This window comes from Agrobacterium sp. NPDC090283, assembly GCF_044769685.1.
In the GTDB taxonomy this organism is placed as follows: Bacteria; Pseudomonadota; Alphaproteobacteria; order Rhizobiales; family Rhizobiaceae; genus Agrobacterium.
Window position 1 is genome coordinate 1 of the sequence record NZ_JBIVYG010000004.1, and the last position, 13,522, is coordinate 13,522.

Here is a 13,522-nt window from a genome sequence, read left to right on the forward strand (position 1 = left end):
GCAAACACGTCAGGAACGGGATGCTGTCGCCCGTCGAGTTCGAGAAGCAGCAGAAAATCTAACCCGAGGGTGTCTACGAAACTCGGGGCTATTCATATTTTACCAAATCTGTAGGAAGCTCAGTGGTTCGGGTCGGTTAAATTTTAGGCTTCCGCACTGCGAGACTGTTATAGCGGCTGTATAAAATTTTCGGTGCAATACAGAATATCTAAAGTAAAAGAAAATATTATATTCTATAATCCTATTGAGTTCTCGAGTTATTTGTCGTATTGATTATAATTGTAAAATATCTTTTGAAGATGATGCCTAATTTATATTTTTATTATAAATGAGTACGGATTTACCAGAGTGTTTGGAAGGGACGGCGCTTTTAAAGCCTGATGAGACCGGAAGTTTCGAAAGAAATATTTATGCATAATAAAGCTTTAGTGAAAAATATCACCTTCTTTATATGGTAAAGATTGAAAATAATTTAAGTATTATCCCGATAATACATAAAATAACGGAAACAAAAGAGGCCGCTTGCCGAGACTGAGCAGTACCATCGCCTGAGATAAGACAGTTCCGGTTATCATCAATGGTGTGCTCTGAAGGGCATCCATGGGCGAGAGTACGACCAGTTAGATCCAACCGACGCAGTTTGCCTCAAAACGTCACCAGCACAACGTCGCGGGCCAGCGATGTATTCTGGTGACGTCGGACAGATGAACACTGGCCATCCCATTCTGTGGCCGTACGGCTAACGCTCATCAAGCGCGCTTGCGGTCAAACAGACTGTCCGCGAGCCGCACAACGGCGCTTTTCCGCCACTCCACCCGGTGGGCTTCCTCAGCCGGCGGCCAATATTTCCGCCGCCCGAAGTGGGCGGTCAAAGCAGTTAGAACCGCTTTTTTTTTGAGTATGCCCATTCTCATGCCTACGGATCGAAACACGATATCCCTCCACATGCACCCGATGAGCGCCGCCCATGTGTCCGCGACGGCAGTGCAAGCACCCTGCGGCTCGGCCTGCCCAGCCTCCGCGTTGGTCCTGGTCAAATTCGATCTCCTGAGTGCTGAAGACTATGCCACACAGCTATCGCGGCGTTTCCCTCCCGTACAGGTCCTTGCCGTCGGCTCCCGATATTCCGCAACCGCAACCGCCTCCGGAACCTACGGCACCTACGCTGGAATTGATTTCAGCCGCACCTGCTTTACCGGCGACTGGACCCTTATCCCGACGCAGCACTACGACGGCGTCTGCTTCTATTTTCCAACCAACGGGTATCTTATCCTTGATCAGGGTAACGGGCAGATCCACGGCACAACGAAATCGGCTGTCGCCGTAGACGGTATAGCTTGCCGCTCGATGACCTTCGCCGGCGACTTCGCCAGGCGCGCGGCCGCGATCTCGAGGCAGCTACTCACCGAACGATTGTCTGCGCTGCTTGGGCATCCCATTGTTAAAAAACCGATTTTTGAGCCCATCGTCGACATCGACAGTCCTGGACTGCAAATGCTTCAGGCGCTGATCGATTGCGCGACGGGAGCTGAGTTCGGCAGGGCGCTGCGTGGCGGCGCACTCACGGCCCGGCGTCTCCACGAAATGCTGCTCGACATGGTTCTCGAGGTATGGCCGCACAGCTATTCGAAAGCCCTGCATGACCCGATCGCCTCAATCGCGCCACGGCACGTCAAGCTGGTTTGTGATTTCATTATGGCCAATCCGAACACGGCGACGAGCGGGGCAGAACTCGCTGTAATGTCCGGCGTCAGTCTGCGCTCGCTTCAGGCTGGCTTCCGTCGCTTCGCGGGGATGTCGATCATCGCCTACCAGCGTCAAATCAGGCTGGAGAACGCGCGCAAGGATCTCCTGGAGGATCCAGCCATTCCGATCATCGATATCGCCCGCAAATGGGGCTTCTCCAATGCCGGGCGTTTCAGCCGCTATTTCCGCGAGGCTTACGGTATCAGTCCGCTTTCTGTCGAACGGAAAGGGCCGAAATCATGTTGACGTCAGGTTCTGATCGTCCATCGCGGAGTCCGCGTCTTGCCACATCGAACCTGTGGCAGGCTTCTTCATCCAGTGCGACTGGACAGAATGTGCAGTCAATGGACAGTTCGCGCAACCGAATGAACTCGACCATGCGGATCGGCAATTGTCGTTGTTGCATTCGTGGCTGCATCTCGCCAATGAGGGGCGGGGCCGACACAAACGACCGTTCGTCCGGACCCGGGTTAATGTGGCTGGGTAGGGCCGTTCGATCATGATGACAGCAGTTCTCGACGCGCCGGAAGCTCCTGTGACAGATACGGAGCCGCTCCTCGCATTTGTCCTCGTCGCGAAGTTCCTCGGCGTTCCCGCCGATCCGGCCCAGATCGCCCACGATCACGGTGAACCGGGCGAGGGCTATCGGCTCGAAGACCTGGCGCGCATCGCCAAACGCCTGAAGATCGTCGCGCGGATCAAGCGCGAAAGTCTCGCCCAGCTGCATAAAATTCCGCTGCCGGCGCTCGCCGAACTCATCGACGGCGACCTCGTCATCCTTCTGAAGGTCGATCGGCAGCCCGAGGGAACGCGCTATCTCCTTCAGCGCGGCAGCGGCTCTCGTCCCGAAGTCTGGTCCGCCGCAGAATTCGGCCAGCGCTATGGCGGTCGTCTGCTGCTGATGACGACGCGCGAGCTGATGGCCGGCGCCGCGCGTCCCTTCGACATTAGCTGGTTCATTCCCGCCCTTGTGAAGTATCGCGGACCGCTGCGCGACGTCCTGATCGGCTCTTTTTTCTTGCAGCTCATGGGCCTGGTATCGCCAATCTTCTTCCAGCTTGTCATCGACAAGGTGCTGGTCCATCAGTCGCTCACGACGCTGGACGTGCTCGCGATCGGCCTTGCCGCTGTGCTCGCCTTCGAGACGGGCCTCTCGGCGCTGCGCAACTGGCTTTTCGCACACACGACCAATCGCGTCGACAGCGAGCTTTCGGCCCGGCTGTTCCGTCATCTGCTCAACCTGCCGCTCTCCTACTTCGAGGCGCGCCGGGTCGGCGACAGCGTCGCCCGCGTGCGTGAGCTCGAGCGCATCCGGGAGTTTCTTACCTCGAACGCGGTGACGGTCGTGATCGACCTGTTTTTCACGATCATCTTCTTCGCGGTGATGTATGTCTATAGCCCGCTTCTCACCCTGATTGTCACACTGTCTATCCCGCTCTATGTCGCGATCTCGGTCCTGATCACGCCGACCTTGCGCGCGCGCCTCGACGAGCAGTTCCGACGCGGCGCCGAAAACCAGTCCTTTCTGGTCGAGAGCGTCACAGGCATCGGCACGCTGAAGGCGATGGCTGTCGAGCCGCAGATGCGCGCGAAATGGGAGCGGCAATTCGCCGGGTACACCACGACAGGATTCCAGGTCGCGACGCTCGCAAACTGGGGCAGCCACCTCATCCAGCTTGTATCGAAGCTGACAACCGTTGCGATCCTGTATTTTGGCGCCAAGGCCGTCATAGGCGGCGATCTCTCGGTCGGATCGCTCGTCGCCTTCAACATGCTGTCCGGTCGCGTCGCGCAACCGATCCTGCGGCTCTCGCAGCTTTGGCAGGATTTTCAGCAGGTGCGTATTTCGGTCGATCGGCTCGGCGATGTCCTGAACGCGCCCGCCGAGCCCGACCATAATCCGAACCGCGCGAGCCTGCCTCCGATCCTTGGCGCTGTCACCTTTGACCGTGTCCGCTTTCGTTATCGACCGGACGCACCGGAGGCGCTGCGCGGCGTCTCGCTCGCAATCGAGCCCGGCGAGATGATTGGCATCGTCGGTCCGTCAGGGTCGGGGAAGTCCACGCTCACCAAACTCGTGCAGCGTCTCTATGTGCCCGAGCAGGGAAGGGTTATGGTCGATGGTGTCGATCTCGCCCTCGTCGATCCCGCCTGGCTGCGTCGGCAGATCGGGGTGGTCCTGCAGGAGAACATCCTTTTCAACCGATCCGTCCGCGAAAACATCGCGCTCGCCGATCCGACGATGCCGATGGAGCGCGTCATCGCCGCCGCCCAGCTCGCCGGCGCCCATGACTTCATCCTCGCGCTCTCGCACGGCTACGACACCATCATCGACGAGCGCGGAAGCAACCTGTCGGGCGGGCAGCGCCAGCGCATTGCCATAGCCCGCGCGCTGATCGGTAATCCCCGTATCCTGATCCTCGACGAGGCGACCAGCGCTCTCGACGCAGAGAGCGAGGAGGTTATCCAGCATAACCTCGCCGGCATCGCGCACGGCCGCACCGTCATGATCATCGCCCATCGGCTTTCCGCCGTGCGCCAATGCAAGCGTATCGTCACCGTTGAGGCCGGCGAAATCACGGAAACCGGCGATCACGGCACGCTGCTCGCCTCGGGCGGCCGCTATGCGCAACTCTACAACAAGCAGATGGGGCGTGGAGCATGAGCACCTGGGTCGCCGATCGCTTTCCGGTGATCGCCCGGCATTGGGCCGTCCTGCGCACATCCTGGGGCCTTCAGAACGAGGCCGACCGCAACCGGCAGCCGATCTCCGATCACGAATTCCTGCCGGCTGCGCTCGAAATCATGGAGAAGCCGCCGAGCCCGGGTCTGCGCATGCTCCTTCTCATGACCTGCGCCTTCTTCTCGGCCGCAGTGGTGTGGTCGATCATTGGCACGATCGACGTCGTTTCCGTCGCCAGTGGCAAGATCATCCCGTCCAGCAAGGTGAAGACCATTCAGCCGCTGGAGATCGGCTCGGTACGCGCGATCCATGTCGCGAACGGGCAGCATGTCGGTGAGGGTGACCTTCTGGTCGAGCTCGATCCGACACTCGCGACAGCCGACGAGGCCCAGGCGCGCCAGAGCCTCCTGATCTCGCGCATCGTCCAAGCGCGCAATGCTGCTCTCTTGAGCTATATTGACGGCAATCCGGCCGGCTTCGTCGCTCCCGAGGGCACGCCGCCCGTGACGGTTTCCGTCGAAACGCAGTTTGTGCGCGCGAGCATCGCCGAATATGAGGCGCAGATTGCAAGCCTGCGCCAGCAGATCGCGCAGCGAGCAGCCGAGTTGACTTCGGCCGAGGCGGAAATCACGAAACTGCGCCAGACGCTCCCTCTGGTGGACGAGCAGCTCCAGGCGCGCCGGTTCCTCACGCAACAGGGGAATTTTACGAAGCTGAAGCTCCTCGAATACGAGCAGTTGCGGATCGAGCATCTCCAGAACATCGAGGTCCAACTTGCCAACGCCACCAAGGCGCGGGCGGCGATGTCCGCGCTTGAGGCCGAAATCAGCAAGCTACGCGAGAGCTTCAGCAAGGCCGCTGTGACGGATCTCGTTCAGGGACGCGACAAGGCCGAACTCGCTGCGGAGGAATTGCGCAAGGCCATGCGGCGTCGGGAACTTCTGCAACTGCGCGCTCCGGTCTCCGGCACGGTGCAGCAACTCGCCGTCGCGACGATCGGCGGGGTCGTCCAACCGGCCCAACCGCTCATGATCATCGTGCCTGACGGCGTCGAGATCGAGGTCGAGGCGCAAGTCCAGAACAAGGATGCCGGCTTCGTGCGCGAAGGGCAGCCGGTCCGTGTCAAGCTGGAGGCGTTTCCGTTCACCGATTACGGCATCATCCCGGGCGTCGTCGAGAGCATCAGCCGCGACGCGATCGACCTCTCGCAATCGGGTGCTCCGCAGCGGGACGAGAAAGGCAGGCCGATCCAGGCCGGCCTCGTCTATTCGGCGCGTATCCGGCTCTTGCAAAACAGCATCCGTGTTCGCGGCGTGGAGCAGGCCCTGGGGCCTGGCCTTTCGGTGCAGGCGGAGATCAAGACTGGCGAGCGGCGCATCATCCAGTACCTGCTGTCCCCGATCACCCAGTCACTGGATGAGGCTGGCAGGGAGAGGTAACATCACCGCGGTGCGAGGTAACCCGACGCCGCATGCGTCTGGCATCGGCGAGCAGCGCATCGTCACTCATGCTGTCGATTTCGCAGGTGCAACTTGGCGATGACTGGGAGCGAGCGGCCGTCCTGATATCCTCCAATATTGCCAAGAATAAAGTCTATAATGACTCGGTGGACGGACCGATCGCGAAGCCGCTGGACAGATCGCGCAACAATATTCGCCCGGTCTTCGATTTACACTTGAGCGGGCGCGTCGAATATCATTGGATGCCCCGAACCGAGTGTCAAAAGGCCATTTCCTTGGCAGTTTGAGCCAGCAAATGCGGCTCGATGTCAGTCCGGATCGGTCTTTGATCCGTTGGTCGAAGCCGCTTATTTGCGCTTCGACCGCCACAGCATTGAAGGGGCGACCATGAGTGAATCGGACAAGGCAAACGCGACCGCAGCAGAATTGTACAAGACAAATGAACCCGACGAGAATGAGACAGGCGGTGACGTTCCGTCTCAGGAACGAGCGCTCGATCCTGCCATGATCGCGCAGGTCTCGGAATTCCGAACCAGGATTCAAGCGAGCTTTGGCGAGGTGGTTCTGGCCATGCTGAATCTGCCCCGCTATCGCCATCAGTCCCTTGCGGACCTGACGCATCTCGTCGTCGAGCCTCTGACCCGGGACCGCATCGCGATTGCGCGCTCCGGCGGCGAAGGAAAGATTGAGGAAACCGCCGGCATTGCGATCTGGGCCAGCGTTTCAGACGAGGTTGATGCGAAGATCCGGGAGCAGATTCAGGCGCGCCTATTTCCAGTGCGGCTGAAAGGCGAGGACTGGAACAGCGGCGACATTCACTGGCTGCTCGACGTCATCGCACCTTCGCAGAAGGTGGCGACTGCGGTGCTGGCGAATTTCAAGCAGGTTGTGAAGGACAGACCGGTGCGGATTCACCCGATCGTCGCACAACTCGTCGACCCGGAAGTTCTTGACCGCATGCGTGTCTCCACGCAGCAGGAAACCGCTCGCACATCCGATTGAAGCGGGCATCGATGCCCTCATCAACGCAATAAGCTTTTTGATAAAAGCGTATTTTCAGCAGGCTGTTCGGAGGTAAAGAGATGGGATTGACGAATAGCGGCCTTGGTGAACCCACGGAAGAGGAAATGGCCGAGCGCCTGCTGCGGACCGGGCAAATCCAGGATTGGGCGCAGCGTTTGCTGGACGATCCAGCCTGTGCGGCGGCGTTTCGCCGCGTTGGGATCGGCGGTGAGTTTACGCCCGAGGAACAGGCGCTGATTTACGAACAGCATGGGCTTGCGGATAGTTTCGAGGACGTCAACCTTATTCTTCGTTTGGATTATCAGGCTGTCGCGCAGGCGTTGGCGCGCCGCGTCGCGGCGGGTGTGTTCGACAGCGCGTTCGATGAAAATGCGAAAAACTACGTCTTCCAGCGCACCTTTGCGGATGGCAAATTATACGATCGCATCAACGATCAGCGGATGAGCTTCGAGGAGTTCCATACCGTACTCAAGGAATACATGGCTTGGGAGAAGGAAACCGGGATCGTCGAGGCGATCCTTGAGCAAATTCGCAACTATGTGCACCCTGAAGACAGCGACGACGACGAGGAAGAGGCGACGGGTGATATGTGGCGGCCGCTCTACCGAGAAAGCGCGCGGCTATTCCGCAAATATGGTCTGATCAACCCTGCAAAAGTTGTGTCTGTGGCGGGCATTTTACGGCGGGCGAACAAAAGTGCCGACGATATTCCGGCCGTGATGGCAGCGATAGAACTTAAAAATAGTAGCGTTTTCATTGAAGGAATTACGCTGTGAGCGAAAATTTATTGATCATTGACACGGCTGCAATCATCAATCTCTTCGCGCAGCGTGGGGTGGCGGGCTGGGATGCGCTGTTCAACACCAATAAGCGCGTTGTCGTGCTCGATATCATGGTCGAGGAGTTGGAAAGCGCTGTCGGTAGCTCAATTGAGAAAGACAAGGCCCGGATTCCTGCTGACCTAGATGAGCAGTTCAAATCCTGGCTCGGAGCAGAGAGTACAAAAGCACGCGGGGCCATCCACGTACAATACAATGCCGCAAGGAACTCGATTTACCGCGATGGACCCGAGCGCGCCCTAAAACGCGATGCCGGCGACCAGTTCATCAAGAGTTTCATCGAAGGACAGGATGCCGGCGCGATGGCGGCGCGCGCGATCGACATACGAACGCCGCAGGGGGCAAGGCTGACGGCAACCGCCAATGTGACATTCCAGAAAGGCGCGGTGCGACGGACGCTTGGTCACAAGTCATGCCGACGCGCATCATTGGGGATCATGACGGGCAAGCCTGAGTTCGCACTGTTATCTCGACGTTAGGCCGGTCGATATTTCCTGCATCGAATTCACAAGTATATTAGAAATATTTACTTTTGCACTCGGTATATATATTATTATACAATAATTTATTTATTATAATTAATCTCATTTTTACTATTATTACATGCGATTTACGATTTACAATAGATTAAATATTGTATTCAGTTGCGGTGCAGGTGTCGTATAACGGCTCGTTCACGCAGGCTTTCGACAATGGTAGCGATCGTGATCTTTTGTTGTGCAGCGCTCTCTCGGGTGGCGGTTGCGCAACTGTGATGAATTCAGAGAAAAGGAATTGGATGATGAGCGACACCGTTTGGATCAGCATAGCACCAGGAGACGCCAGCAATCTGCGGCCTTTGACGCACTCCTTCAGTGACACTGAGATGCGACAGCAGGCTATGAATTGGGGAAGTCAAAATCGGGATGGACAATCTTTGGGAGCTGAATGCTTTCCTTCGGAAATCTACGGCGCTCTGAATGCCAAAGAAGCTGATTACAAACTTCCACACCTGTTTTTTGCCGGCAGTTTCTGGGTCGTTTCGAAGGCGGCGGCGGATGTGCTGCGGCAATTTGATCTTGGCGGCGGCGGGCTTTATCCGGTCAAGGTGCTGAAGAAGGATCGAGCGACGCCGGTGGGCGGAGACTGGTTCTGCATCAATTTCGGGAATCGCAAAGAAGCGCTTTTGGTGGCCGAATCCGTTCCTTTGCGCGAAGATTACATTCGCCACGGAGAAAAGGGTTGGTTCCTCAAGGCGACCCTCAAGGACAACGACATAGCGGTTTCCCAGGAGGCGTCTTCGGGTCCCGACCTCTGGATTGATCCCCAGATGGGAGACGCGATCTTCTTCAGCGACGCCTTGGGCAGAGCACTCAAGAGTGCGAAGGCTGACAAGGGGTTTTTCCTGCATGCATGCCGCGTGATCTGAGGCGCATTTTCAGCAGGCTGTTCGGAGGTAAAGAGATGGGATTGACGAATAGCGGCCTTGGTGAACCCACGGAAGAGGAAATGGCCGAGCGCCTGCTGCGGACCGGGCAAATCCAGGATTGGGCGCAGCGTTTGCTGGACGATCCGGCCTGTGCGGCGGCGTTTCGCCGCGTTGGGATCGGCGGCGAATTCACGCCCGAGGAACAGGCGCTGATTTACGAGCAGCATGGGCTTGCGGATAGTTTCGAGGATGTCAACGCTATGGTTCGTTTGGATTATCAGGCCGTCGCGCAGGCGTTGGCGCGCCGTGTCGCGGCGGGTGTGTTCGAAAGCGCATTGAGCGAACAGGCAAAGAGCTATGTTCTCGAGCGTACCTTGGTCAGCGGCTTTGCGGATGGAAAGTCATACAATCGCATTCGCGACCAGCGGATGAGTTTCGAGGAGTTCCATACCGTACTCAAGGAATACATGGCCTGGGAGAAGGAAACCGGGATCGTCGAGACGATCCGAGAGCAGATTCGCAACTATGTGCACCCAGAAGATAGCGACGACGACTGGGAGGAGACGACGGGTGATATGTGGGGGCCGCTTGACCTGGAAAACGCAAGGCTGTTCCGCAAATACGGGCTCATTCCACCGGCAACGGTCGTCTCGGTGGCGGGCATTTTGCGGCGTGCCGATAAAAGCCCCGAGGACATCGAGGCGGTCATAGAAGCTGTAAATCTTGTGGAAGGTTCTGTTTTCATTAAAGGAATTACGCTGTGAGCGAAAATTTATTGATCATCGACACGACGTCCATCATCAATCTCTTCGCGCAGCGCGGTCAAGCGGGTTGGGATGCGCTGTTCAACACCAACAAGCGCGTCGTTGTCCTCGATATTATGGTCGAGGAAATGGAGAACGCAGTTAGAAAGGCCATTGAGGGTGGTGCCAAAATCCCCGTCAACCTCGATAAACAATTCAAATCCTGGCTCGACGCGGATAATACGAAAGCACGCGGGGCTATCCACGTCCCATATAATGCGGCAGATGGCGACCTTGTTTATCGCGATGAGGCCAAACGCGTCCTCAAGCGTGGCGTAGGCGACCAATTCATTAGAAACTTCATCGAAGGACAGGATGCCGACGCGATGGCGGCGCGGCGGGCGGCGGGGATCGGAGCGGACGCGAAGTTCCGTCTTCTCACCGACGATATGAATTTCGTCAAGAAACTGATTTCCGACAAGGGCATATATACTCCTTCGAAACTGGCTCCGGCAGGCCACTACGCGCTGCCCTATGCGGGCACGGTGGAATTCTGGAACGCCGAGGCGATTTCCGGCAGGATCACGCCGAAGGACTATCTGGAGATCAAGACCAATTTCGAAAGCTCCGGCCGAAACCTGTCCGGCGGCTTCCTCGATAGCGTGCAAAACAAGCACTACGACCTGAAGAACAGCTGGCTCAACCAGAGCCAACTGGAGGCTATCTCCAAAGGAACCTACAGGGAAATCTCCTCCTTCCTCACCTACCAGTCCGGGGCGGCCGATCCGCATATGGCCATCAAGGGTGGTATTCTGGCCGGGGCTATCGGGCTGGCGCACAAGTTCGGCCTTATCGGTGATGTTGTCACCTTCAGCATGACGGCGACCCAGGCGGCGGAATTGCGCGAGCAGGGTAAGAACGCGGAATCCAACGAGCTTTGGATGCGCTATATCTTCGAAACTGGCGGCGGCGCTGCCGGTGCGATGCTGGGCGTTCTCGCGGCCGGAGCAGGGTTGAAGGGCCTTGGAGGCCCCATCCCAATCATCGCCAGCGCCCTGCTTGGCGGCGTGGTGGGCTCGCTGGCGGGTGCGCCGCTGGGCAGCGCCGTCTACAAGGCCTCCCCCGAAAGCTTCGATCCGATATTCGACAATATCTACCAAAAGGCCGACGAGGCGGGCAAGGAAGGGCTTTCCATCTATGAAGCCGTCTTCAACGCCATCACGGGCGGTTTCGGCTTCACGCTCGATCCCGCCGAGGGCACGGAGCGCTCCGACATCATGTGGGCTTCCTCCTGGGGAGAGCGTAAAGCCGGTGCAGGCGACGACATCCTGATCGGATGGACACCGGAATTCGTAGCGAAAAATCAGCCGGTCGATCCCAAGAACCCCGACAGTGAGCATGCCAAAAATGACCTCAGCCTTACCCTTGACGGCGGCTCCGGCAACGACTGGGTGATCGCGATTGGCGGGGAGCGTGCGACGACCATCGGCGGCACAGGCCGTGACTGGATCTGGAACAGGTCCAACGGCGGCGTGATCTACGGCGACACTATCGACGGCATCGATCCGGCCACCGGGCTGAGGGTTGAGGACAGCAAAGAGAACAGCGACAACATCTGGTTTTCCGCCAACACCGTGATGATGGATGCCCAGAAGCACGATGTGCTGAAATTTTATGGCCTGCCGATGACGGGTGGCAATGCCGAAGGCGGTCTCGGTGGCCTCATCACGGGCTTCGGTGCCGTGGGCGGCGCCATTGGGCTTGCCAATCTCCTCAGTTCCCTGGACGAAAACGGCAAATACGACGCTGCCCGCTCGATCTATACCGACCATCTGCTGCCATGGATGAGCTATGGCTTCCGTCGGGAAAAAGACGGGCAGGTGGATATGTATATCACCAACCAGTTCGATATTTTGTTTCTGGCGCTTTCCGGACAGACGCGCGGCGAGGCCTACAAGGCGCAGCAGCAGCTGGATGCCGAGGGCATCCTCAAAGGCTGGATGAAAATCCGCAACATCGACATTCCCTACAGTTTCCTCGGCCAGCAACAGTTCCGTTCCAACGCTGCAGGCACCTTCAACATGGTGTTCAAGGCGCCCAATCCGCTGGCCAACCTGCTGGCGATCGTCAGCCCGTTGGTCGGGGCCATCGGTTATACGGCGATAGCCAGGCTCGGCGGGCTTTCCGCCGTGGACCAGGCGCTGACGCTGGCGGCTGCGGTATCGCGCTTCGCCAAGGGCCTGAAATGGGCCGAGGGCACGGACCCGCTGATCATCGATCTGGACGGCGATGGCATCGAGACGACCGAGATCGCGACCGGCAATGTCTATTTCGATGTAGACGGTGACCTTTTTGCCGAACGCACCGGCTGGTTGAAGGGCGACGACGGGTTCCTTGTCCGCGATCTCAACGGCAATAGCCGAATTGACGACATCTCGGAGATGTTCGGCGGTGTCGGCCGGTCCGGATATGCGCAGCTGGCCGAACTCGATGCCAATGGCGATGGAAAAATCACCCGCGCCGACATCCTCTGGTCGGAACTGCGCGTCTGGCAGGATTATAATCGCGACGGCGTGACCGATGCAGGCGAACTGAAGACGCTCGATCAGCTCGGCATCGTGTCGCTCGACCTCGGCGCGCGGGCGATCGACATAAGAACGCCGCAGGGCGCAAGGCTCACAGGCACTGGAGACGTGACATTTGAAAGCGGCGCTGTCCGCCGCATGTTCGATGCCATTCTGATGTCAAACGACACCGACACGAAATTCGCAGGCGAGGCCGGCCACGCCGTCTGGCAGGAGAGGCTGGCGAAAGCCGCGTAAGAAATCAACTTTTGCGGAATATCGCTCGCGCCCGAGGTGGCGCTTGCGGTGAAGGATGCTGCGCAGGGCGGCTAGGGGGTTGGGAATGGTTTGGGGATTGGTGGAATCGAGCAGTTTTGGCGATTACTTTCCGGACGGCGACTATGTTGGCTGGGAGGAGGCGATCAAGCGTTATTTCGATGAGGAAATGACGACCGAACAAAGGGCCGCGTTCGACCATTGGGATGTCAGTTACAGATCGGAAGTCGCTCGCAAGTTCAACGAGGACATGGGGCCACTTGAGCCGCATGAGCGTCCGAACGAGTACAGGCTTATAAAGACGTACCAGTCACTCGGGGCGCTGATTGAGTTGAACAACCGTCTCCTAGCCGTTAGCGAACCGCTCAAGGACATTATCGAGGCGCTGGAGCCGGGCGTGCATCAATTCTGGCCGATCAGGATCACCATGCCCAAGGGCAAGGAATATCCAACGCCTTATTATGGCCTACGCATCGGACGGTTTCTGGACAGCTTCCTGCCAGAGCAGAGCGAGGATTACCGATCGCCGCCAGACATCAAGACTTATTACGCAAACAGCTACACAAAAAAGGGATACGCCTGCCTCTGCGTTGCCGAGAGCGTCGCCGCCGGTTGCCATCTTTGGCGCGAGCGCTGGCTTCGCCAGCCTAAAATTTTATTCTCCGATGATTTGATGGCTGATGTCGAGCGGCGCGCTCTGCGCTTTCCCAAGCACCACAAGCTGAAGGCGATTTGACGATGAGCGCGAAGGGAAAGCAGGGATCTCAAGGGATTCAGGGA

General features: G+C 58.0%; 11 protein-coding genes. All 11 read left to right on the top strand.

The window, feature by feature from the left end:
- Positions 1–945 precede the first annotated feature (945 nt).
- The 11 genes from ACIQUH_RS07575 to ACIQUH_RS07625 all read left to right on the top strand — a co-directional run bounded on the left by ACIQUH_RS07575 (position 946) and on the right by ACIQUH_RS07625 (position 13,478).
- Positions 946–1,992: an AraC family transcriptional regulator gene (locus tag ACIQUH_RS07575; protein WP_400813460.1), complete on the top strand. Its 1,047-nt coding sequence runs from the start codon at positions 946–948 to the stop codon at positions 1,990–1,992.
- A 253-nt stretch (positions 1,993–2,245) separates the two neighbouring features.
- Complete coding sequence (locus ACIQUH_RS07580; RefSeq protein WP_400813461.1) at positions 2,246–4,411, top strand: type I secretion system permease/ATPase; 2,166 nt, start codon at positions 2,246–2,248, stop codon at positions 4,409–4,411.
- Positions 4,408–5,868: an HlyD family type I secretion periplasmic adaptor subunit gene (locus tag ACIQUH_RS07585; protein WP_400813462.1), complete on the top strand. Its 1,461-nt coding sequence runs from the start codon at positions 4,408–4,410 to the stop codon at positions 5,866–5,868. The genes ACIQUH_RS07580 and ACIQUH_RS07585 overlap by 4 nt, the downstream gene beginning before the upstream one ends.
- Positions 5,869–5,900: 32 nt before the next feature.
- Positions 5,901–6,176, top strand: coding sequence for a hypothetical protein (locus tag ACIQUH_RS07590; protein WP_400813463.1), 276 nt, complete (start codon positions 5,901–5,903; stop codon positions 6,174–6,176).
- Between the two features lie 64 nt (positions 6,177–6,240).
- Positions 6,241–6,891, top strand: coding sequence for a toxin-activating lysine-acyltransferase (locus tag ACIQUH_RS07595; RefSeq protein WP_400813464.1), 651 nt, complete (start codon positions 6,241–6,243; stop codon positions 6,889–6,891).
- Positions 6,892–6,971: 80 nt separating this feature from the next.
- On the top strand, positions 6,972–7,688 hold the full coding sequence (locus ACIQUH_RS07600; RefSeq protein WP_400813465.1) for a hypothetical protein: 717 nt from the start codon (positions 6,972–6,974) through the stop codon (positions 7,686–7,688).
- Entirely contained in the window at positions 7,685–8,230 is a 546-nt protein-coding gene (locus tag ACIQUH_RS07605; RefSeq protein ID WP_400813467.1) for a hypothetical protein, read from the top strand. Before ACIQUH_RS07600 ends, ACIQUH_RS07605 begins: the two co-directional genes overlap by 4 nt.
- Before the next feature lie 302 nt (positions 8,231–8,532).
- On the top strand, positions 8,533–9,159 hold the full coding sequence (locus ACIQUH_RS07610; RefSeq protein WP_400813468.1) for an imm11 family protein: 627 nt from the start codon (positions 8,533–8,535) through the stop codon (positions 9,157–9,159).
- 35 nt (positions 9,160–9,194) lie between these two features.
- Positions 9,195–9,923: a hypothetical protein gene (locus ACIQUH_RS07615; RefSeq protein ID WP_400813470.1), complete on the top strand. Its 729-nt coding sequence runs from the start codon at positions 9,195–9,197 to the stop codon at positions 9,921–9,923.
- Positions 9,920–12,724: a hypothetical protein gene (locus ACIQUH_RS07620; protein WP_400813471.1), complete on the top strand. Its 2,805-nt coding sequence runs from the start codon at positions 9,920–9,922 to the stop codon at positions 12,722–12,724. The genes ACIQUH_RS07615 and ACIQUH_RS07620 overlap by 4 nt, the downstream gene beginning before the upstream one ends.
- A gap of 85 nt (positions 12,725–12,809) precedes the next feature.
- Complete coding sequence (locus tag ACIQUH_RS07625) at positions 12,810–13,478, top strand: imm11 family protein (protein WP_400813472.1); 669 nt, start codon at positions 12,810–12,812, stop codon at positions 13,476–13,478.
- Positions 13,479–13,522: the final 44 nt, after the last annotated feature.

What these genes read in the sequence shown, in the direction of transcription:
- ACIQUH_RS07575 (WP_400813460.1), top strand. Translation starts at nt 946, where the DNA reads ATGCACCCGATGAGCGCCGCCCATGTGTCCGCGACGGCAGTGCAAGCA.
- ACIQUH_RS07580 (WP_400813461.1), top strand. Translation starts at nt 2,246, where the DNA reads ATGATGACAGCAGTTCTCGACGCGCCGGAAGCTCCTGTGACAGATACG.
- ACIQUH_RS07585 (WP_400813462.1), top strand. Translation starts at nt 4,408, where the DNA reads ATGAGCACCTGGGTCGCCGATCGCTTTCCGGTGATCGCCCGGCATTGG.
- ACIQUH_RS07590 (WP_400813463.1), top strand. Translation starts at nt 5,901, where the DNA reads ATGCGTCTGGCATCGGCGAGCAGCGCATCGTCACTCATGCTGTCGATT.
- ACIQUH_RS07600 (WP_400813465.1), top strand. Translation starts at nt 6,972, where the DNA reads ATGGGATTGACGAATAGCGGCCTTGGTGAACCCACGGAAGAGGAAATG.
- ACIQUH_RS07610 (WP_400813468.1), top strand. Translation starts at nt 8,533, where the DNA reads ATGAGCGACACCGTTTGGATCAGCATAGCACCAGGAGACGCCAGCAAT.
- ACIQUH_RS07615 (WP_400813470.1), top strand. Translation starts at nt 9,195, where the DNA reads ATGGGATTGACGAATAGCGGCCTTGGTGAACCCACGGAAGAGGAAATG.
- ACIQUH_RS07625 (WP_400813472.1), top strand. Translation starts at nt 12,810, where the DNA reads ATGGTTTGGGGATTGGTGGAATCGAGCAGTTTTGGCGATTACTTTCCG.